General features: G+C 71.0%; 23 protein-coding genes and 1 pseudogene. 21 read left to right on the top strand and 3 right to left on the bottom strand.

What is annotated here, in order from left to right; all coding sequences use genetic code 11:
- From D3105_RS15895 to D3105_RS15840, 11 genes are all read left to right on the top strand, one after another.
- On the top strand, positions 1-616 hold a 616-nt coding region (locus D3105_RS15895; protein ID WP_240646918.1), incomplete at its 5' end, for a TetR/AcrR family transcriptional regulator.
- A gap of 326 nt (positions 617-942) precedes the next feature.
- A complete protein-coding gene (gene cimA, locus D3105_RS15885; RefSeq protein WP_118903849.1) occupies positions 943-2,550 on the top strand; it encodes a citramalate synthase in 1,608 nt (535 codons plus the stop codon).
- 295 nt (positions 2,551-2,845) lie between these two features.
- Positions 2,846-3,820 (top strand): LacI family DNA-binding transcriptional regulator, encoded by a 975-nt coding sequence (locus D3105_RS15880; protein ID WP_030809954.1) that lies wholly within the window; start codon positions 2,846-2,848, stop codon positions 3,818-3,820.
- A gap of 86 nt (positions 3,821-3,906) precedes the next feature.
- Complete coding sequence (locus tag D3105_RS15875; protein ID WP_118903848.1) at positions 3,907-5,583, top strand: ABC transporter substrate-binding protein; 1,677 nt, start codon at positions 3,907-3,909, stop codon at positions 5,581-5,583.
- Between the two features lie 42 nt (positions 5,584-5,625).
- Positions 5,626-6,774 carry an ABC transporter ATP-binding protein gene (locus D3105_RS15870; protein ID WP_118903847.1) on the top strand — a complete coding sequence of 383 codons (1,149 nt, stop codon included), beginning with the start codon at positions 5,626-5,628 and terminating at the stop codon, positions 6,772-6,774.
- Positions 6,771-7,751, top strand: coding sequence for an ABC transporter permease (locus D3105_RS15865; protein ID WP_118903846.1), 981 nt, complete (start codon positions 6,771-6,773; stop codon positions 7,749-7,751). Before D3105_RS15870 ends, D3105_RS15865 begins: the two co-directional genes overlap by 4 nt.
- A gap of 3 nt (positions 7,752-7,754) precedes the next feature.
- Positions 7,755-8,762: an ABC transporter permease gene (locus tag D3105_RS15860; protein ID WP_118903845.1), complete on the top strand. Its 1,008-nt coding sequence runs from the start codon at positions 7,755-7,757 to the stop codon at positions 8,760-8,762.
- Positions 8,759-9,745, top strand: coding sequence for an ABC transporter ATP-binding protein (locus D3105_RS15855; RefSeq protein ID WP_118903844.1), 987 nt, complete (start codon positions 8,759-8,761; stop codon positions 9,743-9,745). The genes D3105_RS15860 and D3105_RS15855 overlap by 4 nt, the downstream gene beginning before the upstream one ends.
- Before the next feature lie 32 nt (positions 9,746-9,777).
- Positions 9,778-11,190: a GH1 family beta-glucosidase gene (locus tag D3105_RS15850; RefSeq protein WP_118903843.1), complete on the top strand. Its 1,413-nt coding sequence runs from the start codon at positions 9,778-9,780 to the stop codon at positions 11,188-11,190.
- Between the two features lie 67 nt (positions 11,191-11,257).
- On the top strand, positions 11,258-14,359 hold the full coding sequence (locus tag D3105_RS15845; RefSeq protein ID WP_118903842.1) for a glycoside hydrolase family 3 N-terminal domain-containing protein: 3,102 nt from the start codon (positions 11,258-11,260) through the stop codon (positions 14,357-14,359).
- Positions 14,360-14,417: 58 nt separating this feature from the next.
- Entirely contained in the window at positions 14,418-15,797 is a 1,380-nt protein-coding gene (locus tag D3105_RS15840; protein WP_118903841.1) for a hypothetical protein, read from the top strand.
- A gap of 69 nt (positions 15,798-15,866) precedes the next feature.
- Here the strand turns inward: D3105_RS15840 and D3105_RS15835 are convergent, their stop codons facing one another.
- Positions 15,867-16,871, bottom strand: a complete 1,005-nt coding sequence (locus D3105_RS15835) for a YdcF family protein (protein ID WP_118903840.1) — start codon at positions 16,869-16,871, stop codon at positions 15,867-15,869.
- Positions 16,872-17,066: 195 nt separating this feature from the next.
- Between D3105_RS15835 and D3105_RS15830 the strand changes: the two genes are divergently transcribed.
- A complete protein-coding gene (locus D3105_RS15830) occupies positions 17,067-17,300 on the top strand; it encodes a hypothetical protein (RefSeq protein WP_118903839.1) in 234 nt (77 codons plus the stop codon).
- 67 nt (positions 17,301-17,367) lie between these two features.
- On the opposite strand, the gene D3105_RS15825 is transcribed toward D3105_RS15830, so the two are convergent.
- Positions 17,368-17,955, bottom strand: coding sequence for a TetR/AcrR family transcriptional regulator (locus tag D3105_RS15825; RefSeq protein WP_118903838.1), 588 nt, complete (start codon positions 17,953-17,955; stop codon positions 17,368-17,370).
- 149 nt (positions 17,956-18,104) lie between these two features.
- Between D3105_RS15825 and D3105_RS15820 the strand changes: the two genes are divergently transcribed.
- The 8 genes and pseudogenes from D3105_RS15820 (at position 18,105) to D3105_RS15785 (ending at position 24,504) form a co-directional block, all read left to right on the top strand.
- Positions 18,105-19,052: an NAD(P)-dependent oxidoreductase gene (locus tag D3105_RS15820; protein ID WP_118903837.1), complete on the top strand. Its 948-nt coding sequence runs from the start codon at positions 18,105-18,107 to the stop codon at positions 19,050-19,052.
- A gap of 24 nt (positions 19,053-19,076) precedes the next feature.
- Positions 19,077-19,949, top strand: a complete 873-nt coding sequence (locus D3105_RS15815) for an AraC family transcriptional regulator (protein ID WP_118903836.1) — start codon at positions 19,077-19,079, stop codon at positions 19,947-19,949.
- 188 nt (positions 19,950-20,137) lie between these two features.
- Positions 20,138-20,254: pseudogene (locus D3105_RS35345) on the top strand (ATP-binding protein); the annotation flags it as partial.
- Between the two features lie 95 nt (positions 20,255-20,349).
- Positions 20,350-21,330, top strand: coding sequence for an NAD(P)/FAD-dependent oxidoreductase (locus D3105_RS15805; RefSeq protein WP_118903835.1), 981 nt, complete (start codon positions 20,350-20,352; stop codon positions 21,328-21,330).
- An 83-nt stretch (positions 21,331-21,413) separates the two neighbouring features.
- The gene (locus D3105_RS15800; protein ID WP_118903834.1) at positions 21,414-22,019 is read left to right on the top strand and encodes a dihydrofolate reductase family protein; all 606 of its coding nucleotides are present in this window, start codon (positions 21,414-21,416) and stop codon (positions 22,017-22,019) included.
- Positions 22,020-22,216: 197 nt separating this feature from the next.
- Positions 22,217-22,483 carry a GlsB/YeaQ/YmgE family stress response membrane protein gene (locus D3105_RS15795; RefSeq protein ID WP_107413521.1) on the top strand — a complete coding sequence of 89 codons (267 nt, stop codon included), beginning with the start codon at positions 22,217-22,219 and terminating at the stop codon, positions 22,481-22,483.
- A gap of 138 nt (positions 22,484-22,621) precedes the next feature.
- Complete coding sequence (locus D3105_RS15790) at positions 22,622-24,145, top strand: catalase (RefSeq protein ID WP_118903833.1); 1,524 nt, start codon at positions 22,622-22,624, stop codon at positions 24,143-24,145.
- A 164-nt stretch (positions 24,146-24,309) separates the two neighbouring features.
- Complete coding sequence (locus D3105_RS15785) at positions 24,310-24,504, top strand: hypothetical protein (RefSeq protein ID WP_118903832.1); 195 nt, start codon at positions 24,310-24,312, stop codon at positions 24,502-24,504.
- A 20-nt stretch (positions 24,505-24,524) separates the two neighbouring features.
- On the opposite strand, the gene D3105_RS15780 is transcribed toward D3105_RS15785, so the two are convergent.
- A complete protein-coding gene (locus D3105_RS15780; protein ID WP_118903831.1) occupies positions 24,525-24,998 on the bottom strand; it encodes an NUDIX hydrolase in 474 nt (157 codons plus the stop codon).
- A 102-nt stretch (positions 24,999-25,100) separates the two neighbouring features.
- Here D3105_RS15780 and D3105_RS15775 point away from each other — a divergent pair.
- Positions 25,101-25,716 (top strand): GNAT family N-acetyltransferase (locus tag D3105_RS15775; RefSeq protein ID WP_133305687.1); only part of this gene is annotated, 616 nt, incomplete at its 3' end.

Below are 25,716 nucleotides of genomic sequence, written 5' to 3'. Positions count from 1 at the left end.
ACGCCCCGCCCCCGGCGAGGACGTCCTCGCCGCCGCCATGGCCACCATCGCCGAGCGCGGGCTCGACGGGCTGACCATGGCCGGGCTCGGGCGGGACGTGGGGATGAGCAGCGGGCACCTGCTCTACTACTTCCGCAGCAAGGACGAACTGCTGCTCCGGACCCTGGAGTGGAGCGAGAGCCGCCTCGGGGCCGAGCGCCGCGCCCTGCTCGCCCGGCCGGGGAGCGCTCGCGAACGGCTGGAGGCGTACATCGGCCTCTACCTCCCCGCCGGGCACCGTGACCCCCACTGGACGCTCTGGCTGGAGGTCTGGGGCCGCTCGCGGAACGCCGACGACGACGCCCGCGCCCGGCAGGCCGCCATCGAGGGGGCCTGGCACCGCGACCTGGTGGCGCTGCTCGCCGAGGGGATGTCGCGCGGCGAGTTCCGGCCGGTGGACGCCGACCGGTTCGCCGCCCGGCTGCGGGCCCTTCTGGACGGGTTCAGCATCCATGTCACGGTCGGCATCCCGGGGACGGGCCGCGAGCAGGTGCTCGCCCAGGCAGCGGAGTTCCTGGACGAGACGCTGAGCCCGGAGGAGCGAGGCGGCGAGCGCGACGACCGCGCCCGGCACTGACGCCCAGCCGGTCCGGGGGAGATGCGACCGGCGTCACGACCGCATCCTGAGACGCCGGTGTCACGGGCGCGTCACTGTGCGAGACTTCTGCCGTGTCCTCGTTCGTCATGATTATTGGCAGCAGGCGCGCCGGTCCGCAGTGACCGTCCCGTACCACCCCGTACGGCACGGCCACCGTGCCCCAGACCCGCGCGCAGACCTCTCGCACCCGCGAGGGGTTTTTTCGTTTTCCGGCCCGCACCCGGGTCGGACGAGGCAAGCGGGATGATGGGGGCAAGTGGAACCCGATCGTCCGGATCCACTCATCCGACAGGAGCCAGATCAGCATGACCACCAAGGCCAACGCCACCGACGACAGTTTCCATGTCTTCGACACCACACTGCGCGACGGTGCTCAGCGTGAGGGCATCAACCTGACGGTCGCCGACAAGCTGACCATCGCCCGTCATCTGGACACCTTCGGGGTGGGGTACATCGAGGGCGGCTGGCCGGGGGCCAACCCCCGCGACACGGAGTTCTTCGCCCGCGCCCAGAAGGAGATCACCTTCGAGAACGCCCAGCTCGTGGCGTTCGGCGCGACCCGCAGGGCCGGTGGCAACGCGGCCGACGACCCGCAGGTCAAGGCGCTCCTCAACTCCGGCGCCCCGGTGATCACCCTGGTCGCCAAGTCCCACGACCGCCATGTGGAACTGGCCCTGCGCACCACCCTGGAGGAGAACCTGGAGATGGTCCGCGACACCGTCTCCCACCTGCGCGAACAGGGCCGCCGGGTCTTCGTGGACTGCGAGCACTTCTTCGACGGCTACCGGGCCAACGCCGCGTACGCCAAATCCGTGGTCCGCACCGCCCATGAGGCGGGCGCCGAGGTCGTCATCCTCTGCGACACCAACGGCGGCATGCTCCCCGCCCAGGTCCAGGCCGTCGTCTCCACCGTCATCGCCGACACCGGCGCCCGGCTCGGCATCCACGCCCAGGACGACACCGGCTGCGCCGTCGCCAACACCCTGGCCGCCGTCGACGCGGGCGCCACCCACGTCCAGTGCACGGCCAACGGCTACGGCGAGCGGGTCGGCAACGCCAACCTCTTCCCCGTCGTCGCCGCCCTGGAACTCAAGTACGGCATGAAGGTGCTGCCCGAGGGCGCGCTCGCCGAGATGACCCGGATCTCGCACGCCATCGCCGAGGTCGTCAACCTCACCCCCTCCACCCATCAGCCGTACGTGGGCGTCTCGGCCTTCGCCCACAAGGCCGGGCTGCACGCCTCCGCGATCAAGGTCGACCCGGACCTGTACCAGCACATCGACCCCGAACTGGTCGGCAACACCATGCGGATGCTGGTCTCCGACATGGCCGGCCGCGCCTCCATCGAACTGAAGGGCAAGGAGCTCGGCGTCGACCTCGGTGACGACCGCGCCCTGGTCGGCCGGGTCGTCGAGCGGGTCAAGGAACGCGAACTCCAGGGCTACACCTACGAGGCCGCCGACGCCTCCTTCGAACTCCTGCTGCGCGGCGAGGTCGAGGGCCGGGCCCGCCGCTACTTCCGCACCGAGTCCTGGCGGGCGATCGTCGAGGACCGCCCCGACGGCACCCACGCCAACGAGGCCACGGTCAAGCTCTGGGCCAAGGGCGAGCGCATCGTCGCCACCGCCGAGGGGAACGGCCCGGTCAACGCCCTGGACCGGGCGCTGCGCGTCGCCCTGGAGCGGATCTACCCGCAGCTCGCCAAGCTGGAGCTGATCGACTACAAGGTCCGCATCCTGGAGGGCCGCACCGGCACCGAGTCCACCACCCGCGTCCTCATCACCACGGGTGACGGCGCCGGCGACTGGGCGACCGTCGGCGTCGCCGAGAACGTCATCGCCGCCTCCTGGCAGGCTCTGGAGGACGCGTACACCTACGGACTGCTGCGCGCGGGCGTCGAGCCCACGGAGTAGCCCGCCACGACCGTTCGTCACCTTCGCCACCGAGCCGCCGCCCCCCACCGGGCGGCGGCTCTCGTACGTTCCCTGGGCATTCAAGAAGTGAACACACAACCCCGCCTGCCCGCCCCGCAGATGAGACCCGCCCAATCTCGACGTGAAGTATTGACGGCCCTGTATCGGCGCGGTTAACTCACGCCGCAACGCCGGTACCGGTTCCGGAACCGGTACCGAAGCACCTCTCCACCGCATGCCCGCGCCCTACCCCCGCCTGCCCTCTTCCGCCCCGCCTGGCCCTCTGGAGGACCGGATGCGCGTCACCATCGCCGATGTCGCCCGTGAGGCCGGCGTCAGCAAGACGACCGTGTCCCGGGTCATCAACACCAAGGGCGAGGTGGACCGGACCACGGCCGCCCGTGTTCGTGAAGTGATCGCACAGCTCGGCTACGTACCCAGCTCAGGAGCCGTCGGTCTCGCCCGCGGTTCCAGCCGTACGGTCGGCATGCTCGTGCCCTCGCTGACCTGGCCGTGGATGGGCGAACTGCTCCAGGGCGTCGTCGACACCGTCGAGGCCGCCGACTACGGGCTGCTGCTGTTCACCTGCAACCGCGGGGCCGAGTCCGTCCAGCGCTTCACCAGCCAGGTGTCCGCGCGCGCCTTCGACGGGCTCGTCGTCGTGGAACCCGAGAACACCCTCGGCCACCTCACCGAACTGCACCGCGACGGCCTGCCGATCGTGCTCATCGACGACCGCGGCCACCACCCCGAGTTCCCCTCCGTCGTGACCACCAACCACGAGGGAGGCGCGTCCGCGGCTCGCCACCTGCACGCCGCCGGACGCACCCGGCCCCTGGTCCTGACCGGCCCCCAGCACTTCGGCTGCGTACGGGACCGGACAGCCGGATTTTGTTCGGTCCTGCCCACCGGCCTGGTCGTCGAAGGCGACTTCACCGAACGCGGCGGCCGGCTCGCCGTCGAGGAACTCCTCGCGCGGGACGTCACGTTCGACTCGGTCTTCGCGCACAACGACATCAGCGCGGCCGGCGTGCTCCGCGCCCTGCGGGCCGCCGGACGCCGGGTCCCGGACGACATCGCCGTCGTCGGCTTCGACGACATCCCGATGGCCGAACACACCGAACCACCGCTGACCACCGTGCGCCAGCCCACCCGCCGCATGGGCGAGACGGCGGCCCGGATGCTGCTCTCCCACCTCGGCGGCACGCCCGTACCCGACGGACCGGCCGTGCTGCCCACCGAACTGGTCGTGCGCCACTCGGCGCCGTAACGGACCCGGCCGCCCGGCCGCGCCCCGCCTCGCACCTTCCGCCCGCCGGGATCTCCCACACCCGGCAGCCCCTTCCTGGAGTCGCCATGTCCGTACGCCGTCGCACGACCCTCGGAGCGGTCGCCGCAGCCACCGTCGTGGTGGCGCTCGCCGCCGGTTGCTCGAACGCCAACTCGGGTGCCAACAAGGGCGGCGGGGCCGCCGGTGTACTGACCCTCGGCAAGCCGGACGGGCCGCAGACGAACAACAGCAACCCGTTCCTCACGACCTCGGCCGGAGCGGTCCTCGGCTACCGGCACATGATCTACGAGCCGCTCGCGATGACGAACATGATCCGGCCGACCGAGAAGGCCGACCCCTGGCTCGCCACCGAGTGGGCCTGGGAGGACAACTTCACCAAGGTCACCTTCACCCTGGACGACCGGGCCAAGTGGGCCGACGGCAAGCCCCTGACCGCCGCCGACGTGGAGTTCACCTTCAACCTGCTCAAGAAGCACCCCGCCCTCAACGGCGACGGGGTGCCCTTCGACGGGGTCGCCGTCAAGGGCAAGCAGGTCGTGCTGACCTTCAAGGAGAGCCAGTTCGTCAACCAGAACAAGATCATCCAGACCTTCATCGTGCCCAAGCACATCTGGGAGAAGGTCGACAACCCGGAGACCTGGCCCAATCGCACCCCGGTCGGCTCCGGACCGTACAAGCTCAAGACGTTCACCCCGCAGACCACCACCCTGACCGCCACGCCGACCTACTGGAACGGCGAAACCAAGGTCAAGGAGCTGCGCTACACCGCCTACAACGACAACAGTGCCGCCACCACCGCCCTGGCCACCGGCAAGATGGAGTGGTCCTTCGTCTTCATGCCGAACCACAAGCAGCTGTTCATCGACAAGGACCCCAAGAACCACCAGCTCTGGTTCCCCTCCGGCCTCGGTATCCACGGACTGTGGTTCAACACCACGCGCAAGCCCTTCGACAACCCTGCCCTGCGCAAGGCGATGGCGATGGTCGTCGACCGCAAGGCCATCCACATCCAGGCACAGGCCACGCTCTACCCGGAGATCACCAACCCCACCGGCATCCCGCTCCCCGCCGGTGAGCCCTTCCTTGCCCCCGAGTACGAGAACGCCACCACCAAGCCCGATGTCCCCGGGGCCAAGAAGGTGCTCGCCGAGGCCGGGTTCAAGCTCAGCGGCGGTGTGCTCAAGGACCCGAGCGGCAAGCCGGTGACGCTCACCTTCACCGACCCGGCCGGGTGGAACGACTACATCACCGGGCTCGCGATCATCAAGGACAACATCAAGGAGATCGGCATCGAGGCCAAGGTCAAGACCCAGACCGCCGAGGCCTGGGGCACCGACGTGGCCAACGGCAACTTCGACGCCACCCTGCACTGGACCAACAGCGGCGCCACCCCCTACGACATGTACCAGAACATCATGGACGGGGCGATCGCCCAGCCCATCGGCAAGAGCTCCCAGGCGGGCAACTTCGGCCGCTTCAAGAACGCCGAGGCGACGGCCGCACTCAAGGAGTACGCCAACGCCACCACCGACGCCGCCCGCACCAAGGCCCTCAACACCCTCCAGAAGATCTTCGTCGAGCAGGCCCCCATGATCCCGACGGCCGCCGCGCCCATCGGCGCCGAGTTCTCCACGAAGAACTGGATCGGCTGGCCGTCGGAGGCCAACCCCTACGCCCCGCCCCAGCACACCCAGCGGACCGCGCTGGAGATCGTGCTCAACCTCAGGCCCTCCTCCAAGTAGGCACGGGGAAAGACCGGACGGGAAGAAGACGGGAAACCGGCCATGACCAGCGATCAGCCCGAGCACGTACGGACCGGCTCCGAGACCACGCGGACCGGCTCCGAGCCCGCGCCCACCGGCACCGACGTGGTGCTGGAAGCGCGCGGAGTCACCAAGCATTTTCCCCTGCGCCGCACCGCCCGCGACCTGTTCGCCCGCGAGCGCCGCAGCGTCCATGCCGTCGACGACGTCTCGCTCCGGCTGAGACGCGGCACCGTCACGGCTCTGGTGGGGGAGTCCGGCTCGGGCAAGTCCACCGTCGCCCGCCTCCTCGCCCAGCTCTATCCGCTCACCTCGGGCGAGATACGGCTGGGCGGCGAGCAGGTGGCCGCCGGCCGTGGCCGGTCCTTCCGCCGTTACGTACGCCGGGTCCAGCTCATCTTCCAGGACCCCTTCGCCTCGCTGAACCCGGTGCACACCGTGCGCTACCACCTCACCCGCGCCCTGAGGATCCACGGCCGGGCGGGCAGCGGGGAGGCGGAGCTGGCGGAGAACCTGGCCGCCCTGCTGAACCGGGTCCAGCTGACCCCGCCGCAGCAGTTCCTGGACAAGTTCCCGCACGAGCTGTCCGGCGGGCAGCGCCAGCGCGTCGCCATCGCCCGGGCGCTCGGCGCCGACCCGCAGGTCCTCCTCGCCGACGAACCCGTCTCGATGCTCGACGTGTCGATCCGGCTCGGCGTCCTCAACCTCCTGCGCGACCTCAAGGAACGCCTCCACCTGGCGATCCTCTACATCACCCACGACATCGCCTCCGCCCGCTACTTCGCCGACACCACCCTCGTCATGTACGCGGGCCGCATCGTCGAGGGCGGCGACAGCGAACGCGTCACCCAGCACCCCGCCCACCCCTACACCCAGCTCCTGATCGCCTCCGCGCCCGACCCGGACCGGATCGTCGCCGACGAGGAACAGGAGGAGACCGGCACCGGTGAACCGCCCTCCCTGATCACCCCGCCGGCCGGCTGCCGCTTCCACCCCCGCTGCCCGCGGGCGATGGAGCGCTGCCGCACCGAACTGCCGCCGCGCTTCGACCTGCCCGAGGGCCAGTGGGCGGCCTGCTGGCTGTACGAGGGCGGGGTGTCGCACCCCACGGGCGCGGCCGGCACGGCGGCGGCAGCGGGCCACCGAGCCGCGAAGGAGGCCACCCGGTGAAGTACCTCCTCCAGCGCCTCGCGTTCTACGCCGTCACCGCGTGGGCCGCGATCACCATCAACTTCCTCATCCCCCGGCTCATGCCCGGCGACCCCGTACAGGCCCTTCTCAGCCGCTACCAGGGGCAGCTCGACACCAAGGCCATCGACTCGCTCAAGGCCCTCTTCGGCCTCGACGAGCAGCAGTCGTTGTGGCAGCAGTACACCGACTACTGGGCCCACCTCCTCGACGGCGACCTCGGCCTCTCCTTCACCTTCTTCCCCACCCCGGTCAGCGAGGTCATCGGCCAGTCCCTGCCCTGGACGCTGGCCCTGGTCGGCACGACCACGCTCATCAGCTTCGTCCTCGGCACCGGCATCGGCGTCTACAGCGGCTGGAAGCGCGGCTCCTGGCTGGACGGGCTGCTGCCCGTCACCACCTTCATCTCCTCCATCCCGTACTTCTGGCTGGGCCTCGTCGCCATCGCCGTGTTCGCCGAGAAGTGGGCGCTGTTCCCCAACTCCGGCGGCTACGACAACGCGCTCGTCCCGGCCTTCGACTGGCCGTTCATCTCAAGCGCCCTCTACCACGCGGTCCTGCCCGGCGTGACGATCGTCCTCAGCGCGGTCGCCGGCTGGATCCTCGGCATGCGGAACATGATGGTCACCGTCTCCTCCGAGGACTACGTGATGGTCGCCCAGGCCAAGGGGCTCTCCGAGCGGCGCGTGATGTTCGGCTACGCCGCCCGCAACGCGGTCCTCCCCAACATCTCCGGCTTCGCCCTCTCCCTCGGCTTCATCGTCGGCGGCACCCTGCTCGTCGAGATGGTCTTCACCTACCCGGGCATCGGCTTCCAGCTGCTCCAGGCGGTCGGCGCCAAGGACTACCCCCTGATGCAGGGCGTCTTCCTCATCATCACGCTCTCCGTCCTCGCCGCGAACCTGCTCGCCGACCTCGTCTACGCCGCCCTCGACCCCCGTACCCGGAAGGAGGCATAGGGCATGTCCATCACTGCCACCGACGTCGCCGTCCTCGACGGCGCGCCCCCGCCCACGGCCCCCACGCGCCGCGCCCGGCTCCGGTTCCTGCGCGGCGGGAAGACCCGCACCGGCCTGATCATCCTGGCGTTCTTCGTCCTGCTGGCCATCGCCGGCCCCTGGCTCGCGCCCTACGACCCCGACGCCATGAGCGACCAGCTGCTCCAACCGCCCTCCGGCGAGCACTGGTTCGGCACCACGCACACCGGGCAGGACGTCTTCTCGCAGATCCTCGTCGGCACCCGGGGCGTGCTCGTCGTCGGACTGCTCGCCGCCGCCATCGCCACCGCCCTGTCCGTCCTGATCGGGGTCAGCGCCGGATTCCTCGGCGGAGCGGTCGACGAGATCCTCTCCGCACTCTCCAACATCTTCCTGGTGCTGCCCGGACTCCCGCTGATCATCATCGTCGCGAGCTTCGTCCCCGACACAGGCGACGTCGTCATCGCCGTCGCCATCGCCCTGACCTCCTGGGCCTGGGGATCGAGGATCCTGCGCGCCCAGACCCTGTCCCTGCGCCGCCGCGACTACGTGGAGGCGGCCCGCGCCACCGGCGAGTCGACCCCGCGCATCATCCTCTTCGAGATCCTGCCGAACCTCACCGCCGTCATCGCCTCCGGCTTCGTCGGCACGGTCATCTTCGCCGTCCTCACCGAGATCACCCTCGCCTTCATCGGCGTCGCCGACATCTCCCACTGGAACTGGGGCACCGTCCTCTTCTGGGCCCAGTCCAACCAGGCCCTCGCCCAGGGAGCCTGGTGGTGGTTCGTCCCGGCCGGCCTGTGCATCGCCCTGCTGGGTACCGCGCTCGCCCTCATCAACTTCGGCATCGACGAGTTCGTCAACCCCCGCCTGCGCACCGCCACCGGATCCTCCCGGAAGGTGAAGATGCGCGTCGGCTTCACCCCCGTGGCCCGGAAGTCCCCCGGTACGGGCCACCCCGGGCAGAACAGCAGCAAGGAGCCGCGCACATGAGCGCCGAGCCGGTCCTGACCATCAGCGGACTCAACGTCGACTACGGCACCGACGCGGGCGCCGTCCACGCCCTGCGCGACATCGACCTCACCCTGAACCGGGGCGAAGTCCTCGGCCTGGCAGGGGAGTCGGGCTCGGGCAAGTCGACGCTCGCGTACGCCGTGACCCGGCTGCTGTCACCGCCCGGCGTCATCACCGGGGGAGAGGTCCACTACCACCGCCCCGGCGGTGACCGTGTCGACATCCTCTCCCTCGCCCCGCAGCAGCTGCGCGCCTTCCGCTGGCAGGAGCTGTCCATCGTCTTCCAGGGGGCGATGAACTCCCTCAACCCCGTGCACACCGTCCACAGCCAGCTCACCGACGTCCTCGCCGCCCACCGCCCCGAGCTGAGGAAACGTCAACGCGCGGATCGGGCGGAGCAGTTGCTGGCGCTCGTCGGTATCTCCGCCGACCGGCTCGCCGCCTACCCGCACCAGCTCTCCGGCGGGATGCGCCAGCGCGTGATGATCGCCATGGCGCTCGCCCTGGAACCCGAGATCGTCATCATGGACGAGCCGACCACCGCGCTCGACGTCGTCATGCAGCGCCAGATCCTGCGACGGCTCGTCCGGTTGAGGGAACAGCTGAACTTCTCGGTCGTGTTCATCACCCACGACATCTCCCTCCTGATCGAATTCTCGGACCGGATCGCGATCATGTACGGGGGCCGCATCGTGGAGCAGGCGGGCGCGGCGGAGATCTACCGCGACCCCCGCCACCCCTACAGCGACGGGCTCCTGCACTCCTTTCCCGCGCTCCACGGCCCGCGCCGCGAACTGACCGGCATCCCCGGCTCCCCGCCGCATCTCTCCGCGATGCCCACCGGCTGCGCCTTCCACCCGCGCTGTGGCAAGGCCTTCGCCCCGTGCGCCGGGCAGATCCCTCCCCTCGCCCCGCCCGCCGATGGGCCCGGCCGCGCGGTCGCCTGCCATCTGCACGCCTGACCCGGCCCCTCCCCTCCTACGTACGGAGACCGATGAACCTCGCCACCCCTCCTCAGCGAATCCTTCGTCCGGCCCCGGTACGCGGACTCCCGGCCGATTTCCGCTGGGGCGTCGCCACCTCCTCGTACCAGATCGAGGGAGCCGCCGCCGAGGACGGCCGCACCCCGTCCATCTGGGACACCTTCTGCCGGGTGCCCGGGGCGGTGGAGGGCGGCGAGCACGGCGACGTGGCCTGCGACCACTACCACCGGATGCCCGAGGACGTGGAACTGATCGCGGGCCTGGGCGTCGACACGTACCGCTTCTCGCTCGCCTGGCCCCGCATCCAGCCGGGCGGCCGGGGCCCGGTCAATGCGAAGGGCCTCGACTTCTACAAGCGGCTGATCGACGAGCTCCGGGGGCGCGGCGTCACCCCCTGGATCACCCTGTACCACTGGGACCTGCCGCAGGAGCTGGAGGACGCGGGCGGCTGGCCCGCGCGTGACACCGCCCTGCGCTTCGCGGAGTACGCCTCCCTCGCGTACGAGGCCCTCGGCGACCGGGTCGAGCACTGGACCACGCTGAACGAGCCCTGGTGCTCGGCCATGCTCGGTTACGCCTACGGGCTGCACGCCCCCGGCCGCCGCGACCCGGGCGACGCCATGGCCGCCGTCCACCACCTGCTCCTGGGCCACGGCCTCGCCGCCGGCGCCCTGCGGGACGCGGCCGGGGGCGACCCGCTGGAGCTGGGCATCACCCTCAACCTCGGCACCGCAACTCCCGAGACCGACAGCGAGGCCGACCGCGAGGCGTGCCGCCGCGCCGACGGCCTGGGCGCCCGGCTCTACCTCGACCCGCTCGTCCACGGCCGCTACCCCGAGGACGTCGTCGCGGACCTGGCCGCCCAGCACATCGAACTCCCGGCCCGCGAAGGCGACCTGGCCGCCATCGCCACCCCGCTGGACGTGCTCGGCGTCAACTTCTACCGGGGCATGCAGTTCTCCGGCGTCACCGAGGACGGCTCGCCGCTCGACGCCGAGGGCCTGCCGGTCGTCCGGACCGTGGACCGCGACCTGCCGCGCACCGCGATGGACTGGGAGATCACCCCGACCGAACTCACCGACCTGCTGGTGCGGTTGGAGCGCGACTACGGGCTGCCGACCGTCATCACGGAGAACGGCGCGGCCTTCGACGACACGGTCGCCGCCGACGGCTCCGTCCCCGACGCCGACCGCACGGCCTACCTCGCCGACCACATCGACGCCGTCGTCGCCGCCCGAGCCCGAGGGGCCGACGTCCGGGGCTACTTCGCCTGGTCGCTGATGGACAACTTCGAGTGGGCGTACGGCTACGCCAAGCGGTTCGGCATCGTCCGCGTCGACTACGAGACCCAGACCCGCACGCTCAAGGACAGCGCCAAGTGGTACCGCGACACGATCCGCCTCACCCGCGACGACACCGCGTAGCGCATCAACACCTCTGATTCCTCACGACGTTCGGCACCCCGACCTCAGAAAGAGAGCGCTCCCAAAAATGCCTCGCATTCCGTACGCCCGCCCTCGCAAGGGCAGAAGCAGACCAGCGACGGCCGCCTTCGCCGCCGCGGCCGTCCTGGCCACCCTGCTCGCCGGGTCGGCCACCGGCCCCGCGGCCGCCGCCGACGAACCCGCCCCCGTCCTCATCGACCGCTTCGAGGGCGAGGTGCCGCTCGGCAACAACCCGCCCGCCGACGCCATCTTCACCTGGGGCGGCGACGCGGACGACCACCCGCAGCTGAAGCTGGCCGAACGCGCCGACGCCCCCGAGGGCGAGCAGGTCCTCGAAGGCTCCTACGACATCAGCGCGTACGGCGGGTTCAGCCACGAGTTCGCCGTGGACACCCCGCCGCGGAACTGGACCGCCCACAAGGGCATCCGCTTCTGGTGGTACGGACAGAACACCGCACCCCTGCCGCCCGGTTCGGGTAAGCGCGTCAACTTCGAGATCAAGGACGGCGGCGCCAACGGCGGCGCGTCCGAGCTGTGGACCACCTCCTTCACCGACGACTGGGAGGGCTGGCACCTCGTCGAGATCCCCTTCGCGGACTTCGTCTACCGGGCCGACTACCAGCCCGTCGGCGGCATCGACCAGGTCCTCGGCCTGAACGAGATGTGGGGCTACGCCCTGACCCTGCCCGGCGGGGCCCCCGGAGAATTCGCCCTGGACGCGGTCGAGTTGTACGGCAAGGCGGAGCCCGCGCTCACCGTGAGCGTCGTCACCGACACGGCCGTACGCCCGGTGAAGAACGGCGCGAGCGCGGAGCTGACGCTCTCCGTCGCCACCACCGGCTCCGTCCCCACCGAGGAGCCGGTCACCGTCACGTACGCCACCAAGGGCGGTACGGCCCAGGCCGGGAAGGACTACACCCCGGTCACCGGCAGCCACACCTTCCCCGCCGGCACGGCGTCCGGCACCACCCACAAGGTGACCGTCCGCACCGCCAAGGCGTCGAAGCCCGCCGAGGCGAAGACGATCCCGCTGGAGCTGACCGTCACCGGCGCGAAGGCCCCCCGGGAGAACCCGCAGGTCGTCATCGACGCCCACGGACTCCCGTACCAGAACGCCAAGCTGCCCGTGAAGCAGCGGGTCGCCGATCTGCTGGGACGCCTCTCGCTCGCCGAGAAGGCCGGCCAGATGACCCAGGCCGAGCGCAACGCGCTCCGCGCCCCCGGTGACATCGCCGCCTACGACCTCGGCTCGCTGCTCTCCGGCGGCGGTTCGGTCCCCACCCCGAACACGGCGGCCGCCTGGGCCAAGATGGTCGACGCCTACCAGCTGCGCGCCCAGGCCACCCGCTTCCAGATCCCGCTGATCTACGGCGTGGACGCGGTGCACGGCCACAACAACGTCGTCGGTGCGACGATCATGCCGCACAACATCGGCATCGGCGCGGGCCGCGACCCGAAGAGCGCGCAGAGGACCGGCGCGATCACCGCGAAGGAAGTCCGCTCCACCGGTGTCCCGTGGGACTTCGCCCCCTGTGTCTGCGTCACCCGCGACGAGCGCTGGGGCCGCAGCTACGAGGCGTTCGGCGAGGACCCGGCCCTCGTCGAGGCGATGGAGACGGTCATCCAGGGCATGCAGGGCAGCCCGTCCGGAAAGGACCTGCACCGCAACGACAAGGTGCTCGGCAGCGCCAAGCACTTCGTCGGCGACGGCGGCACCGAATTCGGCTCCTCCACCACCGGCTCGTACACGACCGACCAGGGCATCACCAAGGTCACCCGCCAGGAGCTGGAGGCGGTGCACCTGTCGCCGTTCGAGGAGTCGGTGAAGCGGGGCGTCGGCACGATCATGCCCTCGTACTCCTCCCTCGACATCCTGGGCGACGACCAGGGCCCGGTGAAGATGCACGCCAACGCCGAGATGATCAACGGCGTCCTCAAGGACCGGATGGGCTTCGAGGGCTTCGTCATCAGCGACTGGCAGGCCATCGACCAGATCCCCGGAGACTACCCGAGCGACGTCCGTACCTCGGTGAACGCCGGACTCGACATGATCATGGTCCCGACCGCGTACCAGGACTTCACCAAGACCCTGAAGGACGAGGTCACAGCGGGTCGGATCAGCGAGGCCCGCATCGACGACGCGGTCGCCCGCATCCTCACCCAGAAGTTCCGCCTCGGCCTCTTCGAGAAGCCGTACGCGGACACCACCCACCTCGACGAGGTCGGCTCGGCCGAACACCGCGCGGTGGCGCGGGAGGCGGTGGCGAAGTCGCAGGTCCTGTTGAAGAACGACGGGGCCGTCCTGCCGCTCGAGCCGGACCAGAAGGTGTACGTCGCCGGGTCCAACGCCGACGACATCGGCAACCAGGCCGGCGGCTGGACCATCAGCTGGCAGGGCTCCTCCGGCAAGATCACCCCGGGCACGACGATCCTGGAGGGGATGAAGAAGGCGGCGAAGGACCCGGAGTCCGTCACCTACTCCCGCGACGCGTCGGCCGCCACGGACGGCTACGACGTCGGTGTGGTGGTCGTCGGCGAGACCCCGTACGCCGAAGGCATCGGGGACGTCGGCAACGGCCACGACCTGGAGCTGACGGCGGCCGACAAGGCAGCCGTGGACAAGGTCTGCGCGGCCATGGAGTGCGCCGTCCTCGTCGTCTCGGGACGCCCGCAGCTCATCGGCGACCAGCTCGGGAAGATCAACGCGCTGGTGGCCTCCTGGCTGCCGGGTTCCGAGGGCGACGGCGTGGCCGACGTGCTCTACGGCAAGCGCGCCTTCACGGGGCAGCTCCCGGTGACCTGGCCGAAGTCGGAGGCCCAGCTCCCGATCAACGTCGGGGACGCGGCCTACGACCCGCAGTTCCCCTACGGCTGGGGCCTGACCACCCTGAAGAAGCCCCCGGCCGGCGGTGAGCTGACCCTCACGGCCCTCGCCGTCGCCGCCCAGGTCGCCGAGAAGGCGAAGCTGGGGAAGACCCCGGCGGGCAAGGCGATCGTGGACCAGGCCCGGCTGCTGGTCCAGCGGAAGATCGACGGGAAGTTCGGCCAGGCGGTCGCGGGGCCCTTCGCGGAAGCGGACCACCTGCTGCTCAAGGGTGACCTGACGGGCGCGGTGGCCAAGCTGCGCACGGCCTACCGAGCCGCGTAGGCTCCCCGCTCTCCGGACGGGCGACGGCGTTCGTCGCCCGTCTGGAGTAGCGTTAAGTATGAGGAAAAGGCTCTTCCCCACGCTGCTGGCGGGCCTGCTGCTCATTTTCGCAGCGGCGGCTCTCGCCCTGACCTCGCCCGCGTCGGCGGCCCCGGCCGCCACGATCCAAGACGCCGCCCAGGCCCTGCGCGACGACCCGGTGTACGTGGACCCGGGCGCCCGCGATCAGCTCTCCGTCGCTGACGAGAAGGCCCTGGAAGACAAGATCACGGACGCCGACAAGCCGGTCTTCGTCGCCGTTCTCCCCGACACCTCCGCCTTCCCCGAGGAAGGCCTCCTCCAGACCCTGCGCAGCGACACCGGCATCACCGGCGTCTACGCGATACGCCTCGGCGGCGGTTTCGACGCGGGCGCGGACCCGCAGGTCATGCCGACCCGAGCCGTCGAGAACCTGACCGCCGCCGTGGAGAACCCCACCACCGCCGGTAACGCCGACGCCCAGCTCAACGCCTTCGTCGACCGCGCCGTCGAACAGGCCCGCGGCACCGCCCCCGCCTCCTGGTCCGGCGGCGGAGGATCGGCCGACGAGTCCGGCGCCCCGGTCGGCGGCCTGATCACGCTCGGCGCGCTCGTCGCGGCGGGCGGCGCCGGGGCGTACGCGATCTCCCGCCGGAACAAGCGCCGCAAGGAGGAAGAGGAGCGCGTCGCCCTCGAAAAGCTCCGGGTCGTCGTCGACGAGGACATCACCGCGTACGGCGAAACCCTGGAACGCCTGGACTTCCACCCCGGCGAGAAGGGCGCGGACGACACCATGCGCGCCGACTACGAACGGGCCCTGGACTCCTACGAGAGCGCCAAGACCAGGATGGACCGGGCCACGCACCCCTCGGACGTCCGCGGCGTCACCCAGTCCCTGGAGGACGGCCGCTACTCCCTCGCGGTCCTGGAGGCCCGCCGCACGGGCGGGAAGATACCGGCCCGCCGCCCGCCGTGCTTCTTCGACCCCCGCCACGGCCCCTCGGTCGCCGACGTGCTCTGGACCCCGTCCGGCGGCGCGGCCCGGGAGGTTCCCGTCTGCGGTGCGGACGAGGTCCGGCTCAGCCGGGGCGAGGACCCCATGAGCCGTACGGTCGACGTCGGCGACGGCAACCGCCGCCCGTACTGGGAGGCGGGCCCGGCGTACGGCCCCTGGGCCGGCGGTTACTTCGGCGGCGGCCTGCTCCCCGGCCTCCTCGTCGGCACCATGCTCGGCTCGATGCTCGCCACCCCGGCGTACGCCTCCGAGTACGGCGGCGGTGACTTCGGCGACGGCGGCGCGGGCGGCGACTGGGGCGGCGGCGACTTCTCCGGCTCCGACTTCGACTCCTCCGGCTTCGGCGGGGGCGGCTTCGGCGACGGCGGAGGCTTCGGGGGCGGGTTCGACGGCGGCGGCTTCTGAGCGCCTCGGGTTCCGGTGGATCCCCTCAGCCGGGGCCCGGGGCTCACGGGCGGACCGCTGGTGGACGGGCTAGGCCGCCCACCACGCGGCCACCCCGCCGAGGACGATGATCACGCACATCGCCGCGTTGCTCTGCCGGTAGTCCACGAGGATCGCGGCGAACTCGCGGAGCATCGCGTTGGGCCAGAAGTACGCGGCCGTGGGGGAGCCCACCACCTGCCCCCGGATGCGGACCCGTCGGGCGATGAGGGCGGCCCGGAAGGCGTGGTAGTTGTTCGTGACGACCACGCACCGGTAGTCGGGCTTGGCCGCCTCCATGATCTCCTTGCTGAAGCGCAGGTTCTCCTCGGTGTTCCGCGAGCGGTCCTCCCGCTCGACGAGGCCGGCCGGGAACCCCTCGGCCACCAGGTGGTCGGCCATGGCGTGGGACTCCGGCAGCTTCTCGTCGGGGCCCTGCCCGCCCGAGGTGATCAGCACGGGCGACCCGCCGCGCCGGGAGAGCCGCTCATGCACCTCGCGCCCCCGCTTCAGCCGGCTCGCCAGCAGGGGCGGCACGGTGGAACCGCCGATCAGCCCCGAACCCAGCACCACCACGAAGTCGGCCCTCCGCCGCACCTGGAGCCGCCCGTACAGGAACGCGTAGCAGACGAAGCACAGGAACAGGAAAGAGAAGTACAACGCCAGCCCGCCGGCCGCCCACGCCACCCCGATCAGCACCGGAGTCCGCAGCACGGCGGCCGCGACCAGCAGGGCGACCACGCCGAGGACGGCGAACGCGGCCAGCAGCGACAGCAGATGGGCCGGGCTCCGGCCCTCCTTGCGCAGCATGCGTACGCCGTTGAGGAAGAGGAAGCACACCAGCACGAGCAGGGCCACCGCCGCCAGTGCCACCAGCGCCCCGACGACGTAGGGCACCGAGGGCGACCCCGAGCCGACCAGTCGGTACAGCAGGGCCCCCAGCACACAGAGCACGGCGAGCCCCAGGAAGACGGCGTTGCTGAACTTGCGGCGCTCGCGCAGCACGCTCACGCAGAAGACGAGGAAGAGGAGCGCCGCGGGGGCGTAGGCCAGCATGCGCACAGACTAGGCAGCGTCCCGGCGGCCGTCGACGGCGAGGTGAGGGCGGGGGCGACCGCCGGCGGGTGCTGTGCCAGGCTCCGGCCCATGAGATGGAGCTTCGCGCTGCACGGGGCGGGGCGTGTGCGTGTCCGTGACAGTGATCGCCGATCGGGGCGTGCCCTTTGCGGGGTTCGGGCCGTTGAACGGGGCATGAAGAAGCGAAGCGTACTCGCCGCCGTCACCCTCGCCACCGGAGCGGTCATCGCCGCCATCGCCCCGCATCCGGGCGGCGGGGACACCGCACACGCCGCCGAACCGGCCGTCTCCCTGGGCGCGCTGGACGACGTCGGCGACCTCGGCAAGCTGGTCGAGGGCGCGGCCGGGGCGACCACCTCCACCGCGGGCACCGTCACCAGCACCGTGGAAGACGCCAAGCTCAGCTGAACCGGCTGGGACAAGGACAGGGGCGGCCGAAAGGCCGCCCCTGTCCGCGTTCCCGGGCCGGGCGAGGTCAGCGGCGAGCCGCGTCGATCCCGTACGACCTGATGAGGCGGGCCAGTTGGCGGCCCGCCGCCAGGAGAGGTTCCTCGCTCCGGTTGACCTGGGCGGTGACCTCGGCGCCCTCGATGGCGCTGATGACGGTGGTCGCCAGCTCCCGGGCGTCGTCCGCCGGGAACCCGCAGCCCAGCAGCTTGTCGAGGACGAGCCGCTCCCAGCCGTTCAGCGCCTCGGCGCACGCCTTCTGGAGCTCCGAGTCGGCGCCGAGCGTCTCCAGGGCTGCCGCCGTCACCGGACATCCGTCCACCCAGCCCGACTCCCTGAGCCCGGCCGCCAACTCGCGGGTGCAGGAGAGCACGGCCTCGCTTGGCTCGGGCTGACGGTCCAGGGAATCCTTGAGGAGCGCCGCGAACTCCCGCCCGCTGTGCCGGATCGCGGCGACGGCGACGGCTTCCTTGCCGCCCGGGAAGAAGTGGTAGATCGAGCCGAGCGTGGCCTGCGACTCCTTCGCGATCTGCTTGATGCCGGTGCCGACGTACCCCTGCCGCTGGAGGAGGCGCGCGGTCGCCACGACGATCCGGTCCCGGGTGCTGGTCTGCATGAGGTCACTGTAGCGGGAATTGGGTAGAGCGTTCGTTCTAGAGCTGTGCTACGTTCACGGCGCGCCCTGAATAGAGCGTTCGTTTTAGTCGAGGTGACGGGTGGAGGAATTTCCGCCTGCCCCGACCGAGCCACCCACTGGAGGAATCAATGAGCAGGACAGCGACGGAGCACCCGGGTTCCGTGACCGTCATAGGGCTGGGGCCCATGGGCCGGGCGATGGCCGGGGCCCTGCTCGACCGCGGCTACGGGGTCACGGTCTGGAACCGCACCGCTTCCCGCGCGGACGACCTGGTGGCCCGGGGCGCGGTCCTCGCGCCCGGTCCCGCCGACGCGATCGCGGCGAACGAGGTAGCGATCCTCAGCCTCACGGACTATGTGGCGGTCCGCGCCGTACTGGAGCCGGCCGCGCAGGCCCTGAACGGCAAGGTCCTGTTCAACCTCACCTCCGCCACGCCCGAGGAGGCCCGCGCCGGAGCACGCTGGGCGGCCGAGCGCGGTGCCGTACAGCTCACCGGCGGCGTCAACTCGCCGCCCTCCGGCATCGGGCAGCCCGAGTCGGTCACCTTCTACAGCGGGCCGCGCGAGGCGCTCGACCGGCACCGGCCGGTGCTCGAAGCGCTGACGGGCCGGGCCGAGCACCAGGGCGAGGACCCGGGGCTGGCCGCGCTCTTCTACCAGCTCGGCATGGTCATGTTCTGGACCTCGATGCTGAGCTTCTGGCAGGCCGTCGCCCTCGCCCGCGCGAACGGCCTGACGGCGGCCGACATCCTGCCGCACGCCGTCGACACGGCGGACTCCCTCGCGCAGTTCTTCGCCTTCTACGCCGAACGCATCGACGCCGGAGTGCACGGCGGTGAAGTCGACCGCCTGGCCATGGGGGTGGCGAGCGCCGAGCACGTTCTGCACACCCACGCCGAAGCGGGCGTCGACTCCACCCTCCCGGCGGCGGTCGTCGACCTGTTCCGGCGGGGTATGGAGGGGGGCCACGCCGAGGACAGCTTCTCGTCCCTGGTGGAGTTGCTGGCGAAGCACGGCGGCCCGACCGATCCGGGCACGGACGGTCGGGTCCGGGAGGACGGCCTCTCCCTACGGTGAACGGGCAAGGGAAGGAATCAGGAGTTGCTGGAACGGCTGAACGACGCGATGGAGCACATCGAGGCCCACCTCGGTGAGCGCATCGAGGCGGCGGACCTCGCCCGGATCGCGATGACGTCGGAGTACCACTTCCGCCGGATGTTCTCCGCACTGGCGGGGCTCCCGCTGTCGGAGTACATCCGCCGTCGCCGTATGACGGTCGCGGGAGCTGAGGTGCTCGGTGACCGTGACCGTTCGCTGTTGGACGTGGCGATGCGGTACGGCTACGACACGGGGGAGGGTTTCGCCCGCGCGTTCCGGGCCGTGCACGGCATCGGCCCCGGCGAGGCGCGGCGAACGGGCGCGGTTCTGCGGTCCCAGCAACGCCTGACCTTCCGGCTCGTCGTCGAAGGGAGCAGCGCCATGCGCTACGGCTTGGTGGAGAAGAACGCGTTCCGGGTGATCGGGAAGAAGGCCCGCGTCCCGCTCATCCACGAGGGGCCGAATCCGGCCATCGCGGAGTTCATCCGGGGCATCGGCCGGGAGGAGCTGGAGCGCATCGCGGCCCTCTCCGACCAGGAGCCGGCGGGCATCGTCGGGGTGAGCGACCAACTCGACCCGAGCCGCGCGGAGGGCACCGAACTCGACTACTGGCACGGGGTGGTGACCGGCGCGGAGCCTCCGGAGGGCCTGGACGCCCTGGACGTACCGGCAGGCACGTGGGCGGTCTTCGAGAGCGAGGGTGAGTTCCCGCAGGCGCTCCAGTACCTCTGGCGGGATGTGTTCACCCAGTGGTTCCCGTCGAACCCGTACGCCTCCCGGCCCGGCCCGGAGATCCTGCGGGTGCGGCTTGCGGAGGACGGCAAGCGGGCCGAGGCGGAGCTGTGGATCCCGGTGGAGCGGTCGGCTGCCGGCTGAGTCGACGGACATGAGAACCGCCCCGGCCGCGGTGGCGGGCCGGGGCGGTTGATGTCGCGCTCAGAGGGAGGTGCTGCTGCCGTGGACCAAGGTGCTCCAGGTGGCGGGCTCGACGGTGAGGACGGGACCTGGAGCGCCTTGGAGTCGCGGATGTGGACGGCGGCGGGGTGGGCGGCGACTTCGACGCAGGCTCCGCCGACGAAGGTGGGCGCGGGCTGCTGCTCGTCGGGGCGCCGGCCGACAAGTGGGGCGTGGCCGAGCGGCACCCCGGCAAGATCGTGTGGTGCGAGTTCAGCATCGCATGAGTTGCTGTTTCGGCAAGGATGTTTGTCGTTTCGGCCGTACGGGCGCACTCTCGTCGTCGAGCGGTGGTGATGCCGCGTGACGAAGGAGGAGCGACATGAAGCAGCAGCGGTACGACGTGGTGATCGTGGGCGGCGGTGCCGCAGGCCTGAGCGGGGCGCTCGCCCTGGGGCGGGCCCGGCGCTCGGTTCTGGTGATCGACGCGGGCGAGCCCCGTAACGCCCCCGCCTCCCACGTGCACAACTACCTGGGTCGCGAGTCCACCCCGCCCGGCGAGCTGCTGGCGATCGGCCGAGGCGAGGCCGCCGGGTACGGGGCGGAGATCGCCGAGGGCCGCGTGGCCTCGGCCGAGCGGCTTCCCGAGCGTGGCGACGGGGAGCAGGGCTTCCGGGTCGTGACCGAGGACGGCCGGAGCGTCGAGGCGCGGCGGCTGCTGGTGACGACCGGGCTCGTCGACGAGCTGCCGCCCGTGCCGGGTCTTGCCGAGCGGTGGGGGCGCGAGGTGCTGCACTGCCCGTACTGCCACGGCCACGAGGTGGCGGACCGCCCGATCGGCGTGCTCGCCACCGGCCCGCTCGCTGTGCACCAGGCGCTGATGTGGCGGCAGTGGAGCGACGACGTGACTCTCTTCCTCCACACGGGCCCGGAGCCCACGGAGGAGGAGTACGAGCAGCTGGCGGCCCGGGGTGTCGCGGTCGTGGACGGCGAGGTGACGGGCCTGGAGGTCACGGACGACCGGTTCGCCGGCGTGACGCTGGCGTCCGGCCGGGTGGTCCCGCGCGAGGCGCTGGTGGTGCAGGCCCGGTTCACCGCCCGCTCGGCGGTCCTGGAGTCGCTGGGGCTGAAGCCGGTCGCGCAGGAGATGGGCGGGGCGGTGATCGGTTCGTACATCCCGACCGACCCGACCGGCGCGACGGAGGTTCCCGGGGTCTGGGCGGCGGGCAACGTCACCCGCCTCACCGAGCAGGTGATCGGCGCCGCTGCGGCCGGGCTCATGGCGGCGGGCGCCGTCAACGGCGACCTGATCACCGAGGACACCCGGCTGGCGGTGGCGGCCCGGCGGGAACGGGGCCGATGAGTTCTCGGCTCGCGGCAGGTCCAAGTTCATGACACCCGGTTCATGACCTCTACCGTTCATGACATCCACGGAAGGACACCGCCATGTCGGAGCTTCTCGTCGACTTCATCACCTCCCTCGACGGCTACGCATCGGGAGAGGGCTGGCCCGGGTTCTGGGGCCTGGAGGGCCCGGAGTACCTCGCCTGGCTCGGTGAGCAGCCCGAGGTCACCCACCTCATGGGAGCGAACACCTACCGCCTGATGTCCGGCTTCGCGGCCGGGGAGGTTCCGGATGGCCAGGACGAGTTCAGGCCCGAAGAAGAGGCATCCGTCGACGAGCTCACGCGCGCGCCCAAGGTGGTGTTCTCCTCCTCGCTGGAGGAGCCGCTGACGTGGGCGAACGCCACGCTCATCCGTGACGACGCCGTCGAGACGGTTCGTGCCATGAAGGAGAACGGCTCGGGAATCCTCAGCACGATCGGGAGCCTCAGCCTGTGCCGGTCCCTGCTGCGGGCCGGGCTCGTCGACCGCTTCCGGGTCGTGATGTTCCCGGTGATCACCGGGGCCACGGGCGCGGAGCGCATCTACGACGGCTATCCGGACGTCGCCCTCGACATGATCGGGCACCGCACGTTCGACGGCCGCACGCAGATGGTCGAGTACAAGCCGCGCGTGCTGGAGCACCCGCCGCTCGGGTCCCCCGCGTGATCTCGGAGCGCCCTCAGGTGCCGAACGTGCCGCCGCCGGCCGCCCGGCCCCGTCCGGCGTAACGCGGGGAGGCGAATGACGGCCCCGGGGGTGACGGGCGGGGCCGGGCGGATGTGTGAGCTCCGGTTGCGGGGATACGCGAAGGGTCCCCGGTGCCACGAGGGCGCCGGGCCTCGGCAACGTAAAGGGAGATCTCCGTGGGCATCATCGCCTGGATTCTCATCGGCCTGCTCGCGGGCGCCATCGCCAAGGCGCTGATGCCGGGCAAGGACCCGGGAGGCTGCTTGATCACGATGCTGATCGGGATCGTGGGCGGGCTGCTCGGCGGCTGGCTCGGCAAGGTGATCTTCGGCGTCGACTCCATCGACGGGTTCTTCAGTCTGTCGACGTGGATCGCCGCAGTCGTCGGTTCGGTGATCGTGCTCGCCCTCTACCGACTGGTCGCGGGGAACAGGTCCCGCTGACCCGGGTTGCCTCGACGGCTCGACGGGACGATTCGTCCGCATATGCCTACATTGGCAGAGGCGCGACAGGGTAGCCGTGGAGCAGAGCCGAGCCGAGGCCTCTACGCCCGCGCACGACCGACAAGAGGACACGAGGACATGACGGACACGACCCGTAAGCCGACCACCTCCGACTCCGGTGCCCCGGTGGAGAGCGACGAGCATTCGCTCACCGTCGGCCCGGGCGGGCCGATCCTGCTCCAGGACTCCTACCTGATCGAGCAGATGGCCCAGTTCAACCGCGAACGCATCCCCGAACGCCAGCCGCACGCCAAGGGCAGCGGCGCCTTCGGGAAGTTCGAGGTGACCGCGGACGTCTCCGCGTACACGAAGGCCGCGGTCTTCCAGCCCGGCACGACGACCGACCTGGTGATCAGGTTCTCCACCGTCGCCGGGGAGCGGGGCAGCCCCGACACCTGGCGTGACCCGCGCGGCTTCGCGGTGAAGTTCTACACCAGCGAAGGCAACTACGACATGGTGGGCAACAACACCCCCGTGTTCTTCGTGAAGGACCCGATGAAGTTCCAGCACTTCATCCGGTCCCAGAAACGCCGGGCGGACAACAACCTCCGCGACCACGACATGCAGTGGGACTTCTGGACCCTCTCGCCGGAGTCGGCCCACCAGGTCACCTGGCTGATGGGCGACCGGGGCATCCCTCGCACGTGGCGTCACATGAACGGCTACACCTCGCACACGTACATGTGGATCAACGCGCAGGGCGAGCGGTTCTGGGTGAAGTACCACTTCAAGACCGACCAGGGCATCGAGACGTTCACGCAGCACGAGGCCGACCAGATGGCTGCGGCGGACACGGACTACCACACGCGTGATCTCTTCGAGCACATCCGCGACGGCGACTTCCCGAGCTGGACGCTGAAGGTCCAGATCATGCCGTTCGAGGACGCGAAGGACTACCGGTTCAACCCGTTCGACCTGACCAAGGTGTGGCCGCACGGCGACTACCCGCTGATCGAGGTCGGTCGGATGACGCTGGACCGCAACCCCACGGACAACCACGCCGAGATCGAGCAGGCGGCGTTCCAGCCGAACAACTTCGTCCCCGGCATCGGCCCGAGCCCGGACCGGATGCTCCTGGCGAGGCTGTTCAGCTACGCCGACGCGCACCGCCACCGCATCGGCGGCAACTACCAGCAGCTGCCGGTCAACGCCCCCGTCGCGCCGCTGCACACGTACTCCAAGGACGGGGCGATGGCGTACCGGAAGACCTCCGACCCGGTCTACGCCCCGAACTCCAAGGGCGGCCCGGAGGCGGACCCGGCGCTCTTCGGGCCCCCGCCGAGCTGGTACGCCGACGGTGACATCACCCGCGCGGCCTACGTCGACCACGCCGAGGACGACGACTGGGGCCAGGCGGGCACGATGGTCCGCGAGGTCCTGGACGACGCGGCCCGGGACCGGCTGGTGGACAACGTGGTCGGCCACCTGCTGAACGGCGTGACCGAGCCGGTGCTCCAGCGGGCGTTCCAGTACTGGTCCAACATCGACGGCACCATCGGCAAGCGCATCGAGGAGGGCGTCCGGGCGAAGGCGGGCGAGAAGGACCCGAAGGCGGGCGAGCAGGGCAACCCGGCCCGCTCGTCGATGCAGCGCAAGGCCTGAGTCCCTGGCCCATGGACCGAAGGGTTCCTCCCCACTCCGCGACGGAGCTGAGGAGGAACCCTTCGGCGTGACCGGGGGTGGCTCGGCCGCCCCGGCACGGGGGCGAAGCCGACCGGGCGTGCCACCGCCCATACGCTGACCGTGATCGAGGCGGGGAGGCGGCGATGCAGCGGTACGACTGGTACGGCGGCGACGGGTTCGAGGGGAACACCGACCAGGATGCCGAGGTGCTCAGGGCCAAGACGTTCGCCGGCCTCTCGATGGGCTGTGTGGTCCTGGTGGTGGTGCTCGTGGCGCTGGTCGTGTCGGCAGTGGTCCTGGTCGGATTTCCGCTCGCGCACCTGCTCTTCCTCAGCTGACGGACCCGTGAAAGCAGGGGTCAGTGCTGGACGAGCCCGCCGATCGGGACGGGGGCCACGTGCCCGGTGGGCGGAAGGTTCTGCGCCAGGGCGATCCCGATGTCCACCAGCGACGACCGACGCAGGCGGGCGACCTCGGACAGCGGGGTCCACACCGACTCGGCGGTGTCGCCGTTCGGTTCGGGACGGAGTGTGCCGCCGGTGACACGGACCCGGTAGAAGACGCCGACGTTCTGCAGTTCGGGCGCGCCGGGCCGGCGGCGCTCGTTCGCCGGGATCACCCGGGAGTCCACGCCGAGCAGGCTCTCGACCACGGCCTCCAGCCCCGTCTCCTCGGCGACCTCCCGGATCACCGTGTCGAACGGGTCCTCCGCGTGCTCGACCCCGCCGCCCGGGAGGGTCCAGGTGCGGTCGCCTTCCGGGCCCACGGCCAGTGCGAGCAGCACATGGCCGTCCTCGATGCACACCGCGTACGCGGCCAGTCGTCGGTCCATCGCGCGAGGCTATCTCCGGTGCCCGGTGCCCGGGACCGGTGTCCGGGGCCGTGTCCGTCGGCCGAGGCCCCTCCTCACCGTTCATGATCGCCAACGTGCAGAATGACCCGTATGTCGATAACGAACACTCCGCAGGCGGCCACGCTCGACGACGCCCCGGAGATCAGCCTCACCCTGGCCCGCGCTTTCGCCGACGACCCGATGATGGGGTGGTTCTTCCCCGGCGGAGCCTCGCGCGAGCCGGACCTGGTCCGCTACTTCACCACGATCTTCACCCGGCAGTACGGCCGCCACGGGGTGTGCGAGCGCACCGCGTCGGCGGCCGCGTTCTGGGTGGCGCCGGAGGGGCAGGAGAAGGCCGTTCCCGACGCCGAGACGGTCGCGGAGCTGGAGGAGATCCTCGGTGAGCGGGCGCCGCTGTTCCGGGACGCCGTCGCGGCGGCCGCCGAGCAGGGGCCCAAGGAGCCGCACTGGTATCTGGCGGTCGTCGGCGCGGACCCGGCCGCCCGGGGCCAGGGGCACGGGGCGGCGCTGCTGCGTTCCGGGCTGGCCAAGGCCGACGCGGCGGGCCTGCCGGTCTACCTGGAGTCCTCCAAGCCGGACAACCTGCCGTTCTACGAGCACTTCGGCTTCACGGTGCTCGGCGAGGCGGCGCTGCCGGGCGGCGGCCCGGCGCTGTGGGTGATGCGGCGCGCGCCGCATGCCGTCACCGACGGGC

It is taken from the genome of Streptomyces globisporus, assembly GCF_003501885.1.
GTDB lineage: Bacteria > Actinomycetota > Actinomycetes > Streptomycetales > Streptomycetaceae > Streptomyces > Streptomyces globisporus_D.
The sequence above is the reverse complement of the archived record's forward strand: the minus strand, read 5'-3'. Positions and strand labels throughout refer to the sequence as shown.

Coding starts and splice junctions, on each gene's coding strand:
- cimA (WP_118903849.1), top strand. CDS start 943: ATGACCACCAAGGCCAACGCCACCGACGACAGTTTCCATGTCTTCGAC.
- D3105_RS15880 (WP_030809954.1), top strand. CDS start 2,846: ATGCGCGTCACCATCGCCGATGTCGCCCGTGAGGCCGGCGTCAGCAAG.
- D3105_RS15875 (WP_118903848.1), top strand. CDS start 3,907: ATGTCCGTACGCCGTCGCACGACCCTCGGAGCGGTCGCCGCAGCCACC.
- D3105_RS15870 (WP_118903847.1), top strand. CDS start 5,626: ATGACCAGCGATCAGCCCGAGCACGTACGGACCGGCTCCGAGACCACG.
- D3105_RS15860 (WP_118903845.1), top strand. CDS start 7,755: ATGTCCATCACTGCCACCGACGTCGCCGTCCTCGACGGCGCGCCCCCG.
- D3105_RS15855 (WP_118903844.1), top strand. CDS start 8,759: ATGAGCGCCGAGCCGGTCCTGACCATCAGCGGACTCAACGTCGACTAC.
- D3105_RS15850 (WP_118903843.1), top strand. CDS start 9,778: ATGAACCTCGCCACCCCTCCTCAGCGAATCCTTCGTCCGGCCCCGGTA.
- D3105_RS15845 (WP_118903842.1), top strand. CDS start 11,258: ATGCCTCGCATTCCGTACGCCCGCCCTCGCAAGGGCAGAAGCAGACCA.
- D3105_RS15840 (WP_118903841.1), top strand. CDS start 14,418: ATGAGGAAAAGGCTCTTCCCCACGCTGCTGGCGGGCCTGCTGCTCATT.
- D3105_RS15835 (WP_118903840.1), bottom strand. CDS start 16,871: ATGCTGGCCTACGCCCCCGCGGCGCTCCTCTTCCTCGTCTTCTGCGTG.
- D3105_RS15830 (WP_118903839.1), top strand. CDS start 17,067: ATGAAGAAGCGAAGCGTACTCGCCGCCGTCACCCTCGCCACCGGAGCG.
- D3105_RS15825 (WP_118903838.1), bottom strand. CDS start 17,955: ATGCAGACCAGCACCCGGGACCGGATCGTCGTGGCGACCGCGCGCCTC.
- D3105_RS15820 (WP_118903837.1), top strand. CDS start 18,105: ATGAGCAGGACAGCGACGGAGCACCCGGGTTCCGTGACCGTCATAGGG.
- D3105_RS15805 (WP_118903835.1), top strand. CDS start 20,350: ATGAAGCAGCAGCGGTACGACGTGGTGATCGTGGGCGGCGGTGCCGCA.
- D3105_RS15800 (WP_118903834.1), top strand. CDS start 21,414: ATGTCGGAGCTTCTCGTCGACTTCATCACCTCCCTCGACGGCTACGCA.
- D3105_RS15790 (WP_118903833.1), top strand. CDS start 22,622: ATGACGGACACGACCCGTAAGCCGACCACCTCCGACTCCGGTGCCCCG.
- D3105_RS15785 (WP_118903832.1), top strand. CDS start 24,310: ATGCAGCGGTACGACTGGTACGGCGGCGACGGGTTCGAGGGGAACACC.
- D3105_RS15780 (WP_118903831.1), bottom strand. CDS start 24,998: ATGGACCGACGACTGGCCGCGTACGCGGTGTGCATCGAGGACGGCCAT.